The following is a 14,479-nucleotide window of genomic DNA, read 5'->3' as shown; positions in this document are numbered from 1 at the left end:
ACGCGGCGGAAACCGAGGTCGCCGGGCGGCGCTCACCTTCCCCGCCCGGTGCTCGCGCCCTCCTTCATCCCGCCCCACCACACCTGCTATAGCTGTTGGCTGACTCTTCATCACGGCGACATCTCCCGCCGCCGCTCAAGGAATGCGATCATGCTGACCTGAGCATGCCAACCCCCCACCTTCCCGGTGTGCCGCCACGCCGCGGTCGTTCAGGAGGACCCAGTGAAGAAGAGTTCGCGGATCGGCAGAGTGTCCGCCATCCTCGGCAGTGCCATCGTGCTGGTCGTGGCCTTCCCGGGCAGTGCGCTCGCGGACCCGCCCAAGGCCCTGCCCGCCAACGCGGACGGCACGGAGCAGACGTTCCAGCCGGCCTTCGACTACGACACCGACGGCTGTTACCCCACGCCCGCCATCAGCCCCGACGGGACGATCGCGGGCGGGCTCAACCCGAGTGGCGCCCTCAACGGCCAGTGCCACGACTCCTCGGACCTGGACAACACCAACAGTTACTCCCGCTCCAAGTGCAACAACGGCTGGTGCGCGATCATCTACGGCCTGTACTTCGAGAAGGACCAGGCCGTGGCCGGGAGCGGTCTCGGCGGCCACCGCCACGACTGGGAACACGTCGTGGTGTGGGTGCAGAACAACGAGGCCAAGTACGTCGCCACCTCGGCCCACGGCAACTTCAACATCTACAACCGGGACCAGATCCGCTGGGACGGCACCCACCCCAAGGTCGTGTACCACAAGGACGGCCTGAGCACCCACTGCTTCCGCCCGGCGAACTCCAACGACGAGCCGCCGGAGAACCACTACCACGCCTGGCAGTACCCCGCGCTGGTCGGCTGGAACGGCTACCCCGCCGGGCTGCGCGACAAGCTGAGCCAGGCCGACTTCGGCAGCGCCACCCTCGGCCTGAAGGACAGCACGCTCAACTCCCACCTCGCGAAGGCCAAGCCGTCCGACATCCCCTTCGACCCCAACGCGTGAGCGAGACCGCCCCGGGAGGCGACATGGCGCCAGCCCCCGCCTCCCGGGGCCCGGGTGCGACCCACCGGTCCGGTCACCGGCCCGGTCAGCGGCCCGGTCACCGGTCCGGTCAGCGCCGGGGAGGCCCGGCCGGGGGCGGCTCGACCTCGAGGTAGCGGTGGCGGCGCGGCCCCCGGTACTCCAGCGCCTCCCAGCCCAGCCTCCGCAGTACGGCCGCGCAGTTCCGCAGCGCGTCCTCCGCCGCGTAGCCGGCGCCACTTCCCGGCGGCCCCAGCCACTCGACCCGCACCACCCCGGTCCGCTCCGCCGCGCCGAGGCAGTATCCGGTCGCCGTACGGCGGCCCGCCGCGTCGACGGCCGACGGCGGAACACCGGCGGCCTCCAGCGCCAGGGCCACGGCCCGCACCGGTTGACGCCGCTCCCACTCGGCGGGCACCCCTTCGGGGCCCGCGGTGTCGGCGTTCATCAGCCGGCGGATCTGCAGCAGCCCCTCGAACGCGGTCCGCACCGCGGCCTCGCGGCCCCGGTCGTCGCCGGCGGGGAGCTCCGCGGCGCCGGTGGCCACCTCGAACTCCGCCATTCCCTGCCCCCCTCGACCTGGCCTTCCGCGGCCTCCCGTGGCCTCTCGTGGCCCGGCCGCGCTGCTCAGCGCCGTCGTAGACGGTCGGCCTCGACCACGGCATCGGCGAAGGCTTCCGGAGCCTCCTGGGGCACATTGTGGCCGATGCCCTTCAGCGTCCGATGGGCGTACGGGCCCGAGAACTTGTCCCGGTACGCGGCACCGCCCCCCGGCGGAGTGAACGGATCGCGCCCGCCATCCAGCGTGACCGTGGGGACACCGATGACGGGACCCTTGGCCAGACGCCGCTCCAGACCGTCGTACCGGGGATCGCCCGCCGCGAGCCCCAGCCGCCAGCGATAGTTGTTTATCACGACGCGCACATAGTCCGGATTCCTGAAGGCGGCGGCGGTGCGCGCGAAGGTGGCGTCGTCGAAATGCCAGGTCGGGGAGTTGAACCGCCAGACGAGCCGCGCCAGTTGGCGTCGGTAGTCGGGGTTCTCCAGCCCGAGCACACCTCTCTCGGTGGCGAAGTAGTACTGATACCACCAGGCCCATTCGACCTTCGGTGGCTGCGGCTGTCTGTTCGCCTTCCGGTTGGTGATCAGATAGCCGGTCACCGAGACCAGGGCCTTGCAGCGCTCCGGCCACAGCGCCGCGACGATGTCGGCCGTTCGCGAGCCCCAGTCGAATCCGGCGAGGATCGCCCGCTCGATCCCGAGGGCGTCCATCAGGGCGATGAGATCGACGGCGAACGCCGCCTGCTGGCCGTCGCGGAACGTCCGGGGCGACAGAAAGCGCGTCGTTCCGTAGCCGCGCAGATAGGGGACGATCACCCGATAGCCCTTGGCGGCCAGCAACGGCGCCACCTCGGCATAGCTGTGGATGTCATAGGGCCAGCCGTGCAGCAGGACGACCGCGGGGCCATGGGCCGGACCGGCCTCGGCGTAGCCGACGTTCAGCACCCCGGCCCTGATCTGCCGCAGGGCGGCGAAGGACGGGGGCGGCCGCGCGGCCGACATCCCCTGCTCCACCGAGTCCGACAGCATCCCCGCGGCCTCCGCCGGGCCGGTGGCGGCCCGGACGGCGAGCGGTGCCCCGACCGCACCCGCACCCACGATCTTCCAGAAGCTGCGCCTGCTGAACATCCGCACCCACCCTCCACCAGTGCGAACCGCTCCCCGGCCCTGGCATCCACCATGGCGCACACGGCTGCCCCTCGCACGCCGTGCGAGGGGTCTTTACTCGGGCGGTCGGGTCTCTACTCGTACTCCTCCTCCTCGGCGAGCTCACGCTCCGCGGTCACCGCCATCCTGCGCTTGATCACGGCGGCCGCCGCCAGCGCGCTCGTGGTGAACGCCGTCGCGATCAGCCACGGCCGGTCCAGCACATGGCGGGTGAGGTGGTCGAGGGAGTAGCGGCCGGGCCCCGCGATCCCGAGCGCCGCCGCCGAGCACCCCAGCAGGGCCGGGAACTCATATCCTCCGGACTGGGCGAAGAACCCGGCCGGCGCGTTCACCGACACCGCCCCCGCCATCGTGCCCGCGGCCGCCGCCCCGGCCGCCGGAGTGGCGAACCCTAGCGCGAGCAGCAGCCCGCCGCCCGCCTCGCCCAGCCCGGCCACCACGGCGCTGACCAGCCCCGGACGGAAGCCCATCGCCTCCATGGCCTCGGCGGTACGGTCCAGGCCGTCGCCCCCGCACCAGCCGAAGAGCTTCTGCGTGCCGTGCGCGACCAGCACCCCGCCCACGCCGAGGCGCAGGGCGAGCAGTCCGAGGTCCTTGCGGTGGGGCATGGGGTCCATGGGGTCTCCTCCGCTCCGCGGCATGGGGTCTCCTCCGCTCCCGTACGGGCACACCACGGGCGGCCGCCCGGCGTCTCACCCAGTCTCGGTACGCCTCCCGGGTCCCGCCGTCGCTGCTACGCCATCGGAGTGCATCAGCTCCGTCGTGGTGACCGCGCGCAGACCCCGTCGGCGCAGACCGTCGAGGACCGCGGGCAGCGCGGTCAGGGTCCCGGAGTGGCCGAAGTGCAGACTGACCACCGAACCGGCGCGGACCTGGCCGAGGACCGCCTCCCGCACCGCGTCCGGCCCCGGGTCCTGGAAGTCGAGGGAGTCCACGTCGTAGGAGAGGACGTGCGGGTATCCGGCGCGGGCCGCGAGACGGGTCACGAGGTCCGTGGCGGTCCGGGCCCGCGACGGCCGGAACCAGCTGCCGATGGTCCCGGTGAGGCGGCGCAGCCGGTCGGCGCACTCGGCGATCTCCGCGTACGCCTCGTCGGCCGGCAGGGCGCACACGGCGCGGTGCCGCATGGTGTGGTTGCCCAGCTCATGGCCGCCGTCCAGGACCCGCCGGGCCAGCTCCGGATGCTCGTCCAGCCAGGTGCCGACGGCGAGGACGGTGACACGGGCCCCCGCCCGCTCGGCCTCGGACAGCAGCGAGCGGGCGAGCTCCGCGTCGCCCTGGCCGTGGAAGGTGAGGGCCACCGCGCTTCCGCCGCGCGGCCCGTGGGCGATCTCCGGTGGCAGCCCGGGGAAGCGCACCGGTCCGCGTGGCGCGTGCCCGGCGGGCATGGCCGGGTCCGAGGCCGCACCGGAGGAGGGCGCCTCGGTGGGACCGGCCGGCCGGGACGACGAGGAGTCGGCGTGGTGGCCGCAGCCGGCGCCGCACGTCGTGGCCGCCACGGCACCGCTCGCGGACCGCAGGACATCACGGCGGGAGGGAGAGGACACCTGCAGCATGAGAACACGCCCCGGCCGATATCCGGCGATTCCTCTCCGGTGGAGTGTGTTTTTCCGTCGATCGCCTCGCACGGGCTCGCACCGGGGTCCGGGGCCAGGGGTCCGAGGTCCGGGGCGCGTCGCCGGAGCCCGTCGGCACGCATGGCACGCTGGGCCTTTGCCTGTTCGTGCACCACCGAGGAGACGAGCCACCGTGCCGCAGAACCACCCACCGGAGTCCATCGCCGAGCCGGCGGTGCTCGCCGAGGAGCGACGACTCCACAAGGACCTCGGATTCTGGGCCCTGACCGCGATCGGGTTCTCCAACATCCTGGGGTCCGGGTGGCTGTTCGCGGCCCTGTACGCCGCCCAGACCGCCGGCCCCGCCGCCCTGCTGTCCTGGATCGCGGCGGGTGTGCTGTGTGCCCTGATCGCGCTGGTCATGGTGGAACTCGGCGCCACCCGCCCGGAGGGCGGCGGCACCGTGCGCTGGCCGCTGTACGCCAGCGGACGGCTGGTCGGCACGATGATCGGCTGGTCGGTGCTGCTCTCGGTGGGCGGTACGGCGGCCGAGATCAGCGCGATCATGCAGTACGCCGCCCACTATCTGCCGGGGCTCTACAACGGCGGCACTCTGAGCGCCTCGGGTCTCGCGGTGGCCGTGGCTCTGAGTGTCGTGCTGACGGCGTGCAACTGGTTCGCCGTACGGATATTCGCCCGGCTGAACAACCTGATCTCGGTGTTCAAGGTCGTCGTTCCCATCCTCACCATCGTCGCGCTGTTCCTGTCCGGCACCCACTCCGGGCGCCTCACCGATCACGGCGGTTTCGCCCCGTACGGCTACGCGGCCTGCCTGACCGCGCTCGCCGGCGGCGGCATCGTGTACTCCGTCAACGGCTTCCAGGCCCCGCTCGACTTCTCCGGTGAGGCCCGCAATCCGCGCCGTACCGTACCGGCCGCGGTGCTCACCGGCATCGGCCTCGCCGTGCTGGTCTACCTCGGGCTCCAACTGGCGTTCCTCTACACGGTGCCCGAGTCGCTGCTGGGCCACGGCTGGAAGGGAGTCGACTTCGAGTCGCCCTTCGGACAGCTCGCCCTGGTGCTCAACCTCCACTGGCTGGCCACGCTGCTCTACGCGGACGCGGTGATCTCACCGGGCGGATCGGCCTATGTGGGCGTGGCCATCGACGCTCGCCATACGTACGCCCTGGCCAAGAACGGTCTGCTGCCCCGCTTCTTCATGCGCATCCACCCCTGGTCCGGGGTGGCGCGCCGGGCGCTGCTGCTCAACCTCGCGGTCATCGTCGTCTTCATGCTGCCGTTCGGCGGCTGGCAGGACATCGTGAGCGTGATGGGCGACATGTACTTGTTGATCTACGCGGCCTCGGCGGTGGCCGTCGCGGCGTTCCGGGCACACGACCGTGAGCGGGGCGTGGCGCGGGCCGAGGGCCAGGTGCCGGGGGTGCGCTGGATCGCACCGGTGAGCTTCGTGGTGGCCAGCGAGTTCGTCTACTGGTCCGGCTGGCACGATCTGCGGCTCGCGCTGCCCTTCGTCCTGGTCGGCGCGGTGTTGTTCCTGCTGCAGCGCCGCGAGGACGGAGGCACACCGCTGGGGGAGGAGCTGCGGCGCGGCGCCTGGCTGGTCTTCCATCTGGCCGCGCTGACCGTGCTGTCGTGGCTGGGCACCTTCGGTGGTTCCGGCCGCCTACCGGCGCCGTACGACACCGTGACGGTGGGCGTCCTCGCGCTCGCCGTGTTCCTGTGGGCGGTCCGCGCGGGCGCCCAGCACCTGCGCACCTCGCGGCTCAGCGCAGCGTCGCCGTGAAGCTCCGGCCGTAGGCGTGCCGGGTGGTGACGACGATCCGGGTGCCGCCGGGGACCCGGCCCACCCGGACACCCTCGTCCACCGCCACGGCCCTCATCCTCCGGCCCCGGACGACCACCGAGACCGTGTCGCGCTCGGTGGTCGGATCGGACACCGCGACCGCCACACCGCCGTCCCGCGTCTCCCGCAGGATCACCGAGCCGGGCCCGCGCACCGACAGCCGTCCGGCGTGGTGGCTGCCGGGGGTGAAGGCGTTGAGCGCGGTGATCCGCAGGCCCCGGTGGGCCACGGCTTGGAGCCGGGTGGTGTTGGCCAGGACGGTGAGCGGGCGACGGGCGTAGCCGCCCAGTCGGCGCTCGGTGGCATTCGGGACGAGGGCGTACGCCATCGAGGTGTGCGGCGCGCCCGCCGCCCGGTCCACGGCCAGGGCGAAGAGCCGTTTGGTCACCGGGGTGTCGGGGTTGGCGAGGCGGACCGCGCGGCGGCTGCGGGTGACGGTGTCCAGCGTGACGGTGGGCGGTGGCCCCTCGAGGAAGACATATCCGACCGAGGCGGCCCGGGTGGCATTGGCGTAGCGCAGCCATGTGAGCGAGCCGGTGCCGGTGCCGGACCAGGGCGCGCCGCCGCGGAGCCGCCCGGTGAGGGTGAGGGTGTCCGAGGGGGCGGCGATCCGGGTGTCGAGGGTGGTCGTCACCGCGCGGCCGGTGGCATCGCCGACCCCCGCGGCCAGTACCACGATCTCGTCGTCGAACAGGAACCACGACTTGGTGGCGTCGGCGTTGCGGTACACCACGAAGTCCTCCGGCAGGTCGCCCGCCCGCTTCGCGGCGTACGCCACGTCGTCGGACTGGACGAGCCCGGCCACCCCGTACGGCCCCAGGGCGGCGCCACCGGAGAACGGGTGGGTGGACCGGGGGAAGTAGACATAGGTGTTCTGCGCCTCCGAGGAGGAGGTGAAGCCACGCTCGGGGTTGTCGTACCAGAGCGTGCCGTACAGCTCGGGGATCGTGCGGCGGGTCTCCACGGGGGCGGTGACACCGGCGAGGCGCTGGGGCGGGACGGTGGTGAGGTAGTCGATGCCGAACGCCTGGGTCTGGTCCTGGCCGGACAGATACAGATGGTGGGCGCCGTCCCCCTGGAACCAGGGCATCAGGTTCTCCCCGCTCATGTACTCGTATCTGCTGATCCTGGACGAGCTCCGGGCCAGGGCGAAGGCGTAGCCGGGGCGCCGGTGGACGGTTCTGTCCATCGCGTTGAACGCCACATGGCGCTCGGCGGGCCCGAGGTCGCTCGCCGGGATCGAGGAGTCGGCGAGGATGTCGGCGTAGGCCGCGACGCTCACCGGGGACACGAACGCCGAAGGGTCGAGCGTGGCCTTCGAGGTCTGCCGCAGATACGCCACATAGCCCTTGAGCGCCGTGGCGTCGGCGCCGGTGGCATGGGCGGAGAGGCCCACCACGGCCTCCACCACCTCGGCCGCGTCGGCGTATCCGGTGGCCGGCCGGGACACCCCGCGCCCCTTGACGATCTCCATCAGCCAGCCCTCGAAGATCAGCGGTGCGAAGCCGTCCACCACCCACCCCTGCACGACGCGGACCAGCCGGTCGTCGGTCGTGTAGCCGGTGCCGTCGAGCATCTTGACGCTCTGCACCACGCGGGTGAGCAGGCCCTTGCCGTAGGAGCCCGTGTAGGCCACGGACGCGTGCTGGATGAAGGAACCGTCCGCGTAGAAGCCGTCGGTGACCCCGTGCCGCAGCTCGTACGGGTCGATGGTGGCCAGGATGGTCAGCTGGTCGGCGAGGGCCTTGGTGATCCGGGCGTCGTCGCCGAGGACGGCGCCCTGGAGGACGCGGTTGGTGGTGATGTCGGCGAGGTTGGCGCCGGTGTGGAACCGTGAGTCGAGGTCGACGTCGCCGTCCTTGCCGTTGCGCAGGTACGCGTCCATCGAGGCCACGTAGGTGGCGGCGAGATCGGGCCGGTAGGCGGCGAGTTCGTCCGCGAGCAGCGCCAGCATCTTGCTGACGTGGGTGGAGATGCCGATCTCCCAGGTGAACCAGTTGCCGTAATAGCCCTTCGACTGGTCGCCGTAGTAGTGCTCGTGGAGCCATATCAGGCCGTCGATGACGCGCCGCTGGACATCGGTGTCGCCGTGGAGTCCGGACGGTGTGCCGCCGTCCGGGGTGCGGGTGGCGAGGGCGATCTCGTAGAGGTACTGGAACGAGGTGACCAGGTTGGGATCGCTGGTGCCCAGGGCGAGGCCCTGGAAGAGCTCGCCCTGCCCGGCCCGGTCCATCGCGGTGAGCCGGGAGCGGGCGGTCGCGGCGATGGAGGTGAGTTTGGCGCGCACCTCGGGGCGGGCGTTGGTCTCCCGTGTGCCGGCGAAGACGGCCACGGTGTTGTCGATCAGCCGGGTGTGAGCGGCTCCGATCGCTTCACCGGCCGCCGCTGGGTGTCCCGCGGCCCGTGCGCGCAGTGGCAGGGCCATGGCCGCCAGTGCGGCCGCCGGGAGCGTGGAGACGAGAGCACGACGCGAGAGAGGCACGGGCACGCTCCAACGGTCTACGGGGTCCGATGGGGAACCGCCGGACCATTGAAGCAACCCCGGCTTCCCCTGTCACGGGGCCGGAACGGTGCTGGAATCGGGCGCGCGTGGGCCGACTTCTGTCGTCAATATGGGCAACGAAATCGTTGACAATCTTGTTGGCCTAGATTTACCTTCGACAGGCACTCACTCAGGGAGGGCACTCGATGCCGAAGGAAGCTCGTCCAGGCACCGGAGAGCAGGCCAAGCAGCATGCGTTGGAGCAGCTGCGGCAGGCGATTTTGCGCGGGGAGATGGCGCCGGCCCAGCGGCTGGTGGAGAACGAACTCGCCGAGCAGTTCGGTGTGACCCGGGCGAGCATCCGCGCGGCGCTGATCGATCTGGCCTCCGAGGGTCTGGTCGAGCGGATCCGTAACCGTGGCTCACGGGTGCGGGTGGTGAGCGTGGAGGAGGCCGTGGCCATCACGGAATGCCGCATGGTCCTGGAAGGGCTGTGCGCGGCCAAGGCGGCCGTCGAGGCGACCGAGGAGCAGCTGACCGAGCTGGCCGACCTCGGCACGGCGATGTCCAAGGCGGTCGCCGACGGCGAACCGCTGACCTACTCCGACCTCAACCACCAACTGCACGCCCGTATCCGGGAGTTCTCCGGTCAGCAGGTGGCGGTGGAGCTGCTGGAGCGGCTCAACGCACAGCTGGTGCGCCATCGGTTCCAGCTCGCGCTGCGGCCGGGGCGTCCCCAGCGGTCCCTGGGTGAACACCTGGCCGTGATCGAGGCGATCAGGGCCAGGGACCCACAGGCGGCCGAAGCGGCCGTCCGTGCCCACCTCGCCAGTGTGATCGACGCGTTGGGCGAATGACGCGGGGCTCGCGCCGCGGGGTGGGTCACCGACCTGTCCAGCAAGGAGATATCGCAAATGACGCACGGTAGCGCGGGTGCCGCGCCCGCCGCCGCACGGCCGAGCGGTGTGATCGTCACCGACCCGCCACGCGCCGGGGCCGACCATGTGGAGGCCCTGCGGGGGTACGGCGTGGCCACGGTGCACGAGGCCATGGGCCGTACCGGATGTCTCGGCCCCGGGCTGCGCCCCGTCCAGCAGGACGTGCGCATCGCGGGTACCGCGGTCACGGCGCTGTGCTGGCCCGGCGACAACCTGATGATCCACGCCGCGGTCGAGCAGTGTGCCGAGGGTGACATCCTCGTCGTCGCCACCACATCGCCGTCCACGGACGGCATGTTCGGCGAGCTCTTCGCCACCGCGCTCCAGCACCGCGGGGTCCGTGGCCTGGTCATCGACGCCGGGGTGCGCGACACCGCCGAGCTGCGCGCGATGGGCTTCCCCGTGTGGTCGGCCGCCGTGTGCGCGCAGGGCACCGTCAAGGCCACGGCCGGATCCGTCAATGTGCCCGTGGTGGTGGGCGGGCAGTGCATACGCCCCGGCGATGTGATCCTCGCCGACGACGACGGGGTGATGTGCGTACCGCGCCAGTCCGCCGCCACCGCCGTCGAGGCGGCCGAGGCGCGCACCGAGAAGGAGGAGGCGACCCGGGCCGCCTTCGCCGAGGGTCAACTGGGCCTGGACCGCTATGGGCTGCGGGAGACGCTGGCCCGGCTCGGGGTCCGGTACCAGCCGTACGCCGAGTACGCCGAGTACGCCCAGGACATCCGCGGCGGGGCCGTCTCATGAGCGGGCCGGAGGGCGTGCGCTGCATGCTGATGCGCGGCGGCACCTCCAAGGGCGCCTACTTCCTCGCGGAGGACCTGCCGTCCGACCCCGGCGCCCGGGACGATCTGCTGCTGCGGATCATGGGCAGTCCCGATCCGCGGCAGATCGACGGCCTCGGCGGAGCGCATCCCCTCACCAGCAAGGTGGCCGTGGTCTCCGCCGCCCAGGACCCGGGCGCCGATGTCGACTATCTGTTCCTTCAGCTCGGCGTGGACAAGGCCGAGGTCTCCGACCGGCAGAACTGCGGCAACCTCCTGGCCGGGGTCGGCCCCTTCGCCGTGGAACGGGGCCTGGTCGCCGCCCGGAACGGGCGGACACCGGTACGGATCAGGATGGTCAACAGCGGTGACCACGCCACCGTGACCGTCCCCACCCCGGACCGGCGCGTCGACTACACCGGCTCGGCCGAGATCGCGGGTGTCCCGGGATCCGCCGCCCCGATGGCGATCGGCTTCGAGCAGGGCGGCGGCCCGCTGCTGCCCACCGGCCACGCCCGCGACCTCATCGACGGCACCCCGGTGACCTGCGTGGACAACGGCATGCCGACCGTGCTCATCGCCGCGTCCGCCCTGGACGTCACCGGCCATGAGGACCCCGGGGAACTGGAGGCGAACGCGGCGCTCGGCGCCCGGCTCCAGGAGATCCGGCGGGAGGCGGGCCGGTTGATGGGCCTGGGCGATGTGAGTGCCACGACCGTGCCCAAGCTCAGCCTGCTGTCCCCGCCCGCACACGGCGGCACCGTGATGACCCGCACCTTCATCCCGGTCCGCTGCCACACGGCGATCGGCGTCCTGGGAGCCGCCAGTGTCGCCGCCGGGCTGTGCGTCGGGGGAAACGTCGGCGAGGACGTGGCCCGGCTCCCGGCGACGGGGGAGCGGCTGCGCATCGAACACCCCACCGGCTTCCTGGACATCGACACGTCCGTGGACGACGGCGCCACTCCGGTGGCGCGAGGAACGGCCGTCGTACGCACCGCACGGAAGATCTTCGACGGCACGGTCTTTCCCCGTCCCGCCTGATCCGGCACCCGCCCCGTCCCGCCTGATCCGGCGCCCGGTTCCGCGCCGGCACCACCCCTCTTCTCCCGCTACGGCACCACCATGCCTTCCCCCTGCCCACTCGACTCAAGGAGTTGCCGATGACCCCGCCGCTCGGGGACATCGCCCACCTCGGGCATCCGCCGCACCGCCCTGCGCACGGCCAGCGCGGAAGCCCTCCACCGCCGGGTGAAGGAGGCCGAGGCGACCGGACTCCCCGGGCGCTGGGTCGAGGACGAGCCCGGTATCGGTCCGCTCTATGTCACCAGCGACCCGGACGGCCATGAACTCGTTCTGTACTGGGAGTCCGAGTGGTACGAGGCACCGCCCGAGCTCGCGCCGGGGCTGAAGAACCAGCCCCAGGCCAAGCCCGCCCACGGCGTGGGGGTGCGCCGCCTGGACCACGTCAACTTCCTCGCCTCCGATGTCGCGCCCAACGCCGCCTTCACCCGCGAGGTGCTCGGCGCCCGCCCCACCGAGCAGATCGTCCTCGACACCGGACGGCTCGCCGCCCAGTGGCTGACGTTCACCAACAAGTCCCACGACATCGTCTACACCGAGGACTGGTCGGGCTCGCGCGGCCGGCCGCACCACATCGCGTTCGCCACCGACACCCGCGAGGACGTCCTGCGCGCCACCGCCGTCGGCTGGACCTCCGGCATGGGCCGCTTCGGCGCCGTCTTCGGGCCCTGGCTCGGCGGGCGGCTCGTCGCCAACGAGGCGCAGGACTGGGGCTTCACCGTGTTCGCCGTCACCGCGCTGTTCGCCACCGTGATGATCGGCCTCACTGGGCTCCGTAGCGTGCGCGGCACATCGCGGAGCGGCCCCGTACGGCCCGTGTCCACCGTCGGCTGACGTATCCGTCACCGGCCGACGTATCCGCCCGCCCCCGGTCGGCGTCCGTCCTGCCCGGCCACGCCGCACAGCGGGCCCACAGGAACGCCTCATGTCCGTCAAAGGTTCGCCGTCTAGCCTCCGGGCATGCCGATGACGCGCTCCACGGATGAGGCACTGGCACGGGCCGCCGTGCTCGCCCTGATCGCCCAGGCGGAGCTGACGCCCAAACCGGGCCTCGCCGACACCCGCGATCTCCAGGCCCGCGCCACCGGCGCGGATCTGCTCGCGCTGCGCTGGTCGGCCAAGGCGCTGACGCCCGGGTTCGCGGCCATGGCCGCCGCCGCCCGCCGTCCCGGGGAGCCGACCCGGGCGCTGCGCGAGGAGCTGGGTGCCATCGGTCGCTGCGCCGAGTGGACGATGGCACGGGCCGGTGGCGGCGCGGCCACCGGCCCCCTCCACCATGGCGCGCTGTGGGTGATGGGCCTGCTGGTGGCGGCCGCCGCGCTGCGACCCGGCGCCGGGTCCGAGGAGGTGACCGCCACCGCCAAACGGATCGCGGACCACCCCGACCGTGGCGCACCGCGCCGCCCCTCGCCGGGCTCGCAGGTCTCCGCCACCTATGGGGCGCCGGGCGTGCGGGGCGAGGCACGGGCCGCCTTTCCCCATGTGCGCCGCGCCCTGGACGCCCTGTCCCGGGCGCGTGCGGCGGGGGCCACCGAGACCCAGGCGCGGCTGGACGCGCTGCTCACCGTGATGAGCACCCTCCAGGACACCGGCCCGCTGTACCGGGCGGGGCCGCCCGGTCTCCGGCGGGTCAAGGAGGGGGCGCACACCGTGCTCGAGGCGGGTGGTACGGCCACGCCCGAGGGCGCCGCCGCCCTGTCCGTGCTGGACGCGGAGCTGCGGGAGCGGGGCATCGCGCCGCGCGGAAGCGCCGCGCTGCTCGCCGGCGCCCTGTTCCTGGACGGTCTCCCGGCACCGGCCGTCCCGGCACCGGCCGTCCCGGCACCGTCCGTCCCGGCACCGGCTGCCACGGCACCGTCCGGGCGGTGACTCCCCTCGGACCTCGGACTTCGGCCTTCGGACCTCGGACCTCGGACTTCCGGGTGTTCAGTCCTTCGCCGGTGCCGTCAGCCCGTGGCGGTGGAGGAAGGCGTCGACGAGCCGGTCGGTGAACTCCTGACCGACGGGTTCGCCGGTCACCAGCACCCGGTAGTAGACGGGGCCCATGAGCTGGTCGGTCTCGGCCGCCAGATCCAGGCCTGGCGTCAACTCCCCGCGCTCCAGGGCCCGTTCCAGCGGAAGGCGGTCGCGGCCGCGCTGGTCGTCGAGGTACCGGGACCGGAAGTCCGCGGCGAACGCCGGATCGTGCTGCGCGTGGGCGATCAGGGCCTTGAAGACGGCACCGGAGTCGGACGCGCTGAGGAACCAGGCCAGCTCGCGCAGATAGGTGCGCAGGTCCCGGGCGAGGTCGCCGCAGTCGCGCACGGTCAGGTCCTCGGCCACGTCCTGGAGGAAGGCGTCCATGAGGACGTCGGTCTTGGTGCTCCACCAGCGGTAGATGGTCTGTTTGGCGACACCGGCCCGGGTGGCGATGCCCTCCATGGTGACGCCCGCGAAGCCCTTCTCGACCAGCAGGTCGTCGGCCGCGTTCAGCACCGCGAGCCGGGCCTGCTCGCTGCGCCCGTGCCGGTTGCCGTGGTGGCGTGCCGCCGGTCGGCCGGTGCCGGGTGTCCCGGTGGTCTGTGTCGCGCGTGCCATCTCGCCTCCCCGGTCAGGATAGCGACCCGCCGGGGCCGCTCCGCCCGGGAGACCCTCCCGGCGTGGAGATCGGCGGGCAGATCGGCCGCCGCCTCCGGGCCACATGGCTGGGCCCGCCTGCCGGTGGGAGAACCGGCCCGCGGGCCCGGGTGCCGAGAGGGGGTGGCCAAGCAGCGGCCACGACGGCGCCGCAGTCGGCCGACGACGCATCGCGACACTTCCAGCGGAGCGCTTAGTCCCGTTCCCCTTCGGCCTGTGAGGGGGTCGTCCTCTGTACGTCGGGGTGGCCGGTGTCCATCTCGTCGTCGCGCTCGCCCTCGGCCTGCGAGGGGGTCGTCCACGGCACGTCCGGGTGGCCGGTTTCCCGTTTGTGTTCGGTGTGGGAGGGGGCTGCCTCGGTCATCTGATGCCTCCGCTCCTCGTACCCTCCTGGTGCGGACGGGGCCTATTTTACGCCCGAATGTCCACGTCGGCGCGGTCGC

Annotated in this window: 13 protein-coding genes and 1 pseudogene; 7 read left to right on the top strand and 7 right to left on the bottom strand. The window is 72.5% G+C overall.

The annotated features are described in order from the left end of the window. The first annotated feature begins 222 nt into the window (after positions 1 to 222). Positions 223 to 990, top strand: a complete 768-nt coding sequence (locus JK364_RS35050) for an NPP1 family protein (protein WP_201855394.1) — start codon at positions 223 to 225, stop codon at positions 988 to 990. Positions 991 to 1,099: 109 nt separating this feature from the next. Here the strand turns inward: JK364_RS35050 and JK364_RS35045 are convergent, their stop codons facing one another. The 4 genes from JK364_RS35045 to JK364_RS35030 form a co-directional block, all read right to left on the bottom strand. Continuing rightward, entirely contained in the window at positions 1,100 to 1,570 is a 471-nt protein-coding gene (locus JK364_RS35045; protein ID WP_201855393.1) for a hypothetical protein, read from the bottom strand. A gap of 65 nt (positions 1,571 to 1,635) precedes the next feature. Next, positions 1,636 to 2,697 (bottom strand): alpha/beta fold hydrolase, encoded by a 1,062-nt coding sequence (locus JK364_RS35040; protein WP_201855392.1) that lies wholly within the window; start codon positions 2,695 to 2,697, stop codon positions 1,636 to 1,638. A 113-nt stretch (positions 2,698 to 2,810) separates the two neighbouring features. After that, complete coding sequence (locus JK364_RS35035) at positions 2,811 to 3,344, bottom strand: DoxX family protein (protein ID WP_201855488.1); 534 nt, start codon at positions 3,342 to 3,344, stop codon at positions 2,811 to 2,813. An 84-nt stretch (positions 3,345 to 3,428) separates the two neighbouring features. Beyond that, positions 3,429 to 4,292, bottom strand: a complete 864-nt coding sequence (locus JK364_RS35030; RefSeq protein ID WP_201855391.1) for a polysaccharide deacetylase family protein — start codon at positions 4,290 to 4,292, stop codon at positions 3,429 to 3,431. A 193-nt stretch (positions 4,293 to 4,485) separates the two neighbouring features. Here JK364_RS35030 and JK364_RS35025 point away from each other — a divergent pair, with 193 nt between their 5' ends. Beyond that, positions 4,486 to 6,096 (top strand): APC family permease, encoded by a 1,611-nt coding sequence (locus JK364_RS35025; RefSeq protein WP_201855390.1) that lies wholly within the window; start codon positions 4,486 to 4,488, stop codon positions 6,094 to 6,096. Here JK364_RS35025 and JK364_RS35020 read toward each other — a convergent pair. Next, entirely contained in the window at positions 6,077 to 8,638 is a 2,562-nt protein-coding gene (locus JK364_RS35020; RefSeq protein ID WP_201855487.1) for a polysaccharide lyase family 8 super-sandwich domain-containing protein, read from the bottom strand. The genes JK364_RS35025 and JK364_RS35020 overlap by 20 nt on opposite strands. Positions 8,639 to 8,844: 206 nt before the next feature. Between JK364_RS35020 and JK364_RS35015 the strand changes: the two genes are divergently transcribed. The 5 genes and pseudogenes from JK364_RS35015 to JK364_RS34990 all read left to right on the top strand — a co-directional run bounded on the left by JK364_RS35015 (position 8,845) and on the right by JK364_RS34990 (position 13,289). Further along, on the top strand, positions 8,845 to 9,495 hold the full coding sequence (locus JK364_RS35015; protein ID WP_201855389.1) for a GntR family transcriptional regulator: 651 nt from the start codon (positions 8,845 to 8,847) through the stop codon (positions 9,493 to 9,495). Between the two features lie 57 nt (positions 9,496 to 9,552). After that, on the top strand, positions 9,553 to 10,323 hold the full coding sequence (locus JK364_RS35010) for a 4-carboxy-4-hydroxy-2-oxoadipate aldolase/oxaloacetate decarboxylase (protein WP_201855388.1): 771 nt from the start codon (positions 9,553 to 9,555) through the stop codon (positions 10,321 to 10,323). Further along, positions 10,320 to 11,381, top strand: a complete 1,062-nt coding sequence (locus tag JK364_RS35005) for a 4-oxalomesaconate tautomerase (RefSeq protein ID WP_201855387.1) — start codon at positions 10,320 to 10,322, stop codon at positions 11,379 to 11,381. The genes JK364_RS35010 and JK364_RS35005 overlap by 4 nt, the downstream gene beginning before the upstream one ends. Positions 11,382 to 11,528: 147 nt before the next feature. Further along, positions 11,529 to 12,254 (top strand): annotated as a pseudogene (locus tag JK364_RS35000) (VOC family protein); the annotation flags it as partial. A 132-nt stretch (positions 12,255 to 12,386) separates the two neighbouring features. Continuing rightward, positions 12,387 to 13,289 carry a triphosphoribosyl-dephospho-CoA synthase gene (locus JK364_RS34990; protein WP_201855486.1) on the top strand — a complete coding sequence of 301 codons (903 nt, stop codon included), beginning with the start codon at positions 12,387 to 12,389 and terminating at the stop codon, positions 13,287 to 13,289. Positions 13,290 to 13,346: 57 nt separating this feature from the next. On the opposite strand, the gene JK364_RS34985 is transcribed toward JK364_RS34990, so the two are convergent. Next, positions 13,347 to 13,997, bottom strand: coding sequence for a TetR/AcrR family transcriptional regulator (locus JK364_RS34985; protein ID WP_201855386.1), 651 nt, complete (start codon positions 13,995 to 13,997; stop codon positions 13,347 to 13,349). Between the two features lie 232 nt (positions 13,998 to 14,229). Then, a complete protein-coding gene (locus tag JK364_RS34980) occupies positions 14,230 to 14,400 on the bottom strand; it encodes a hypothetical protein (RefSeq protein ID WP_201855502.1) in 171 nt (56 codons plus the stop codon). Positions 14,401 to 14,479: the final 79 nt, after the last annotated feature.

This window comes from Streptomyces endocoffeicus, from assembly GCF_016741935.1.
Lineage (GTDB): Bacteria > Actinomycetota > Actinomycetes > Streptomycetales > Streptomycetaceae > Streptomyces > Streptomyces endocoffeicus.
This window is presented reverse-complemented; position numbering and strand designations above follow the sequence as displayed.